Origin of the sequence: Streptomyces sp. TRM68416 (assembly GCF_014596915.1) — a bacterium.
Taxonomy (GTDB): domain Bacteria; phylum Actinomycetota; class Actinomycetes; order Streptomycetales; family Streptomycetaceae; genus Streptomyces.
The window spans coordinates 1-5695 of the sequence record NZ_JACVWU010000052.1 but is presented as its reverse complement, the minus strand read 5'-3'; the positions used below and the strand labels follow the sequence as shown (position 1 = coordinate 5695).

Genomic DNA, 5695 nt, shown 5'->3' with positions numbered 1-5695 from the left:
CACCAGCCGCGGCGAGCAGCGCAGTTGCAGGCGTCCGGGTGCCGTCGAGACGGCGAGGCCGAATTCGTTGGTGCTCGATCCGAGTGCCGCGGTGGCGTCGACCATGGCGCCGCCCGCCGCGTCCTCGGCCTCCTCGAAGTCGTGGAAGCTGAAGTACGCCTCGATGAGCCGGCCGCCACCGCCGTACTCCCCCTCGATCACCGGCATCGGGAAGTGCCGGTGGGACCAGGTGATCCGCTCGGTGGCGAAGGTCCGCGCGACCAGGTCACGCCAGGTGCGGGCGGTACGGTCGTGCGGGATCGGCAGCACGTTGAGGAACATGCCCGCGATCCGGTCCGCTCCGGGTGCCTCGGGGCGAACGTGGTGGGTGAGGCCGGAGAGGAAGGTCTCATCCGGGGTGAGCTGGCTGAGCACCTTGAGGTGCGCGGCGAGCAGCACGCTCTTGAACGGCGTCCCGGACTGCACCGCCAGGCGGCGCAGTTCGGCCTCCAGATCGGAGTACGGCACGCTCAGGACGTAGAGGCCGTTCTCCTGCTCCTGGTCGGAGCCCCAGTCGGCGGGGACGGTGAACCGTTCCGTGCCGGTGACGAGTGTCTGCCAGTAGTCGCGTTCCTCGGCCGAGTCGAGGGCTTCGAGTTCCGCGGCCACTGTGTCGGCGAACCGCAGGGCAGGGCTCTCGTACACCACGGGCTCGCCGGCGAGCAGTGCCCCGTAGGTCTGGAACAGCTCGCTGAACAGCTGGCGCGTGCTCCAACCATCGAGGATGACATGGGAGTTGACGGCCGTGAGCTGCCAGCTGCCGTCCGCGCACAGATGGACGGTGAACCGCACCAGAGGTACGGACTCGGGGTCGAGCGGCGTGCGGGACAGCTGCTGCACGTACTCCCTGACCGTCGCCTCGGCACGTTCGTCGGTGAGCGCAGTCAGGTCCACGAGCTCGACCTCGGCCCGTACGTCTGCGTGCACCAACTGCAGGGGGACGGACCCGCGGTCGAGACTGACTCCGGTGCGCAGCACGTCGTGCCGGGCCACCAGCGAGTCCACCGCCTGCTGGAACAGCCGCGGGGCGAACGCCCGCTCGTCGCGGATGCGCACACTGCTCACCAGGTGGTACGCCGGGTTCTCGGGGTCGGAGAGCATCTCGATCTGCATGCCGAGCTGGCTCTGGGTCAACGGGTAGGCGTCGTCGAGGCCTTCGGGGAGCCGGTCGCGGTCCGCCTCGGGGACCAGCTCGAACGGTGCGACCGGGCGGCGCGGGTCCGAGCCGCAGCCTTCCCGTGCGGCGATCAGACCGCAGAGGCGCTCCAGGACGGGGTGCTCCATGAGGTCACGGACCTCGGCCTGGTAGCCGGCGTCTCGCAGGGTGCCGACGAGGATGACGGCACGGATGGAGTCGCCACCGAGCTCGTAGAAGCTGTCGTGGACGCCGACCTTGTCGACCCCGAGCACCTGCTGCCATATCTCCGCGACATGCGCTTCGAGGGGCGTACGGGGAGCGGTGAACTCCCCCGCGCTGCGCAGTTGTCCAGCCTCCGGCGCGGGCAGGCTCTTCTTGTCGAGCTTGCCGTTGGTGGTGAGCGGAATCGCCTCCAGCTCCACGAACGCCGCCGGGATCATGTACTCCGGCAGCTCCTGGGCGAGCGCCTCGCGCAGGGCACGCGGCTCCACGGCCGAACCCTCCACCGGGACCAGATAGGCCACCAGACGCTTGTCACCCGGGGAGTCCTCACGAACCACGGTCACGGCCTGCCGCACCGCCGCATCCTTCAGCAACACGGCCGTGATCTCGCCGAGTTCGATCCGGAAACCACGGATCTTCACCTGATCATCGATACGGCCGAGGAAGTCGAGCCCTCCGTCCGGCCGCCTGCGGGCCAGGTCACCGCTGCGGTACATACGGGAGCCCGCCGGACCCCACGGATCGGGCACGAACCGCTCAGCCGTCAGCGCCGGACGCCCGAGGTAGCCGCGCGCCACACCAGGACCCGCGACATGGATCTCACCCTCGGTTCCCTCGGGCACGGGGCGGCCGTCCGGGTCGAGGAGGTGCACGGTGAGGTCGGACAGCGGACGGCCGACCGGGTTGCCGGCCTCGGGTGCGAAGTCCCGCTTGGTCAGACGGTGGTAGGTGGTGTGGACGGTGGTCTCGGTGATGCCGTACATGTTCACCAGCGAGACCCGGCCCAGACCCACACGGTCCACCCACGGCTTGAGCTCGGCGATCTCCAGCTTCTCTCCGGCGAAGATCACCGCACGCAGGAAGAGGAGCTTGACGCGCCGGTCACCCTCCGCCGCCGCGGTGACCAAGGAGCGGAAGGCGGTGGGCGTCTGGCTCAGCACCGTCACCTCTTCCTCGACCAGGAGATCGAGGAATTCCTCCGGGGAGCGGGTCACCGCACGGGGCACCACCACCACGCGGCCGCCGTGGGCCAGGGCGCCCCACATCTCGAAGACCGAGACGTCGAACGCGTAGGAGTGGGCCATCGTCCAGACATCCGTCTCGTCGAAGGCATAGTGCTCCTGCGCGGTCTCCAGGAGCCGCACCACGTTGCGGTGCGTCAGGGCCACGCCCTTCGGGCGGCCCGTCGAACCCGACGTGTAGATCGTGTAGATCAGGTTCTCCGGCCCCGAGACCTTCGGCAGGTCCTCCGCCGCACGGTCCGCCAGCTCCTGCGCGGTCCGCGGATCGTCGAGGACGACCAGCGTCCCGTCGTACACCTCGGAGAGGCCTGCGGCCAGCTCGCTCGTGGTGACCACGACGTCCGCCCGCGCGTCGGACAGGACGTAGCCGAGGCGCTCGGCCGGGTTCGCCGGGTCCAGCGGCAGATACGCCGCGCCCGACTTGAGCACGCCGAGCAGGGTGGGAACCAGGTCGGCCCCGCGCTCCAGGTGCACGCCGATCAATTGCTCCGGGCGCGCCCCCAGTTCGCGCAGGTGTCGCGCGAGCCGGTTGGCCTGGGCGTTGACCTGCGCGTACGACAGCTCCTCGCCGCCGGCCGTCACGGCGATGGCGTCCGGGGTCTCGGCGACCCGCGCCTCGAACAGCTCGTGTGCTGTCACGCCCGTCTCCTCGGGGAGGTCTTCGATGGATCGATGGTTACCGCTCACGCCCCGGCCGTCGGGGCCCCGGCTCTCGATGACACCGTCGAGCCCGGCCGCGATGGCTTCGAGCACCTCGCGGTAGAGGGCCGCGAGGGCGTCTCCACGGTCGCGGGCGACCAGACCGGTGCCGGTACGGATGCCGATCTTCTGGTCGCCGTAGGCGTGCACGGCGAGGCCGAACTCGTTGGGCGCCTGGCTGACGCCCGTACCGGTGTCGATCAGTTCGGTGTCGACCTGGTGGAAGTCGATGTAGTTGAAGAACACGTCGACGAGGCGTTCGCCCGTGCCGAGCTGCCGCTGGATCGCGGGCAGCGGGTAGCGGCGGTGCGCCCAGACCTCCGTCTCACGGCCGAAGACCCGGCCCAGCAGCTCGCGCCAGGTGCGGGCGCCGCGCTCGTGCGGGAACGGCAGGGTGTTGAGGTGCATACCGACCACGCCCTCGGCGCCCGTCAGTTCCGGCCTCGTGTGGAATACGACGCCGGTGTGGAAGGCGTCCCCGGGAGTTCCGGGAGTTCCCGCCGCCTCGCCGATCCGGCTCATGACCTCCAGGTGCGCGGCGAGCATCAGCGTCTTGAAGGGCACGTCCGCCTCCGCCGCCCGGGCGCGCAGCACCTGGGCGAGGTCGGCGACCTGGACGTCCACTCCGTAGCTCTCCGGCTCGCCGTCCCCGGCCCAAGAGGCGGGAGGCACGAGGCGCGGCCGGCCGGTGACGACGCCCTGCCAGAACGTACGGTCGGTGGAGCTGTCGAGCGCCTCCAGTTCGCCCGCGATGACATCGGCGTAGCGGACGGGCAGCGTCAGGCCGGCCGCGGGTGCCCCCGTGTCGCGGATGTCGCGGTAGGTGTGCACCAGCTCCATGTCGAGGGTGTGGGTGCTCCAGCCGTCGATGATCACGTGCGAGGTGGTGAGCGTCAGCCACCAGGCGTCGTCGCTCTCCAGGTAGACGGCCACGCGCAGCAGCGGCGCGGTCCGCAGGTCGAAGAGGGCGGCCCGCTCCTCGTCCACTCGGGCCGTGAGCTCCTTCTCGCCCTCGACCACGTCGATGCCGCGGTAGTCGTACACCGTCACCGGGACCTCGGCGGTGCGGTGCACCACCTGGAGGGGAACGGAGTAGCCGGTCACGTGCACCGAGGTGCGCAGCGAGTCGTGCCGGTCGGTGACCGCACGGACCGCGGAACGCAGGGCCGCCTCGTCGAAGGGGCGGTCGTCCTTGATCCGCTTGGAGATCACCGTGTGGTAGTTGTTCCGGCCGCTGCCCGACATCAGCTCGGCGACCATGCCCAACTGGACCTGGCCCAGCGGGTAGGCATCGGTCGCGTCGGCCGGCACCAGGGACCGGTCGGCGGCGCCGATCAGGGCGAACGGCGCGGTGGCCGCGGCCTGTCCGGACACCCGGTTACGGCCCTCGATCAGCTCCGCGAGTGCGGCGACGGTGCGCTGCTCGAAGACATCGCGTACGGACAGGTCGTAGCCGCGGCCGCGCAGGGCACCGACGACGGCGACGGCACGGATCGAGTCGCCGCCACGGTCGAAGAACCGGTCGGCGGTACCGACCTGCTCGATCCCGAGCACCCGCTGCCAGACCTCGGCGACGGCATGCTCGGCCTCGGTGACCGGGGCGAGGTACTCGGTACGGGCCGTGTCCTCGTCCGGTGCGGGCAGGGCGGCGCGATCCAGCTTGCCGTTGGCGTTGAGCGGGAGCACAGGCAGCCGTACGAAGGCTGACGGGACCATGTACGCGGGCAGGTGCTCGGTGCAGTACCCGGTGAGCTCGGCCGGATCGGCCCGCTCATCGTCCGCGCCGACCACGTAGGCCACCAGCCGCTTCCCGCCATCGGCGTCCTCGTGGACAAGGACGCGGGCCTCGCTGATCTGGGGGTGGTTGTGGAGTACGGCTTCGATCTCGCCGGTCTCGATCCGGTAGCCCCGGATCTTGACCTGGTGATCGGTACGGCCCAGGAACTCCACCACACCCGGCTCGACCCAACGCGCCAGATCACCCGTGCGATACATCCGCGAACCCGCAGGCCCGTACGGGTCCGGCACGAACCGCTCAGCCGTCAGGGCCGACTGGCCGAGATAGCCGCGGGCCACACCCGTGCCGGCCACATAAAGCTCACCCACGGCCCCGACCGGGACACGACGGCAGGAAGCGTCCAGCACCCGCATCACCATGCCCGGCAGCGGGGCACCGATCGGCACCACACCCTGACCCGCGTCCAACGGCACCGGGTAGATACACGTGCCGACGGAGGCTTCCGTCGGCCCGTACTCGTTGATCAGACGGCCCTCACCGAGCACCCGCGTGAACCGCGCAGCCAGCGTGGCCTGCAAGGCCTCACCCGCCACCACGATCACCGAGGCCAGAGCGGCGATCTGCTCGTCGGACAACTGCTGCGCCAGGATCTCCAGATGCCCCGGCGTCAGCTTCAGGAAACTGAACGGACCAGCAGCAACCAGCCGCTCCCCCAACTGGGACAGATCCACATCCTGCGGCAGCAGACACACCCGCTGCCCCGCCAGCAGAGGCGCCCACACGTTCGGCACCACCAGATCGAACGCCACCGACGAGAACACCGCACCACCACCAGTG

1 protein-coding gene is annotated in these 5695 nt (G+C 70.2%); it reads right to left on the bottom strand.

From position 1 onward, the window contains the following. On the bottom strand, positions 1 to 5667 hold a 5667-nt coding region (locus tag ICC28_RS39750; protein ID WP_317454181.1), incomplete at its 3' end, for a non-ribosomal peptide synthetase. Positions 5668 to 5695 lie beyond the last annotated feature (28 nt).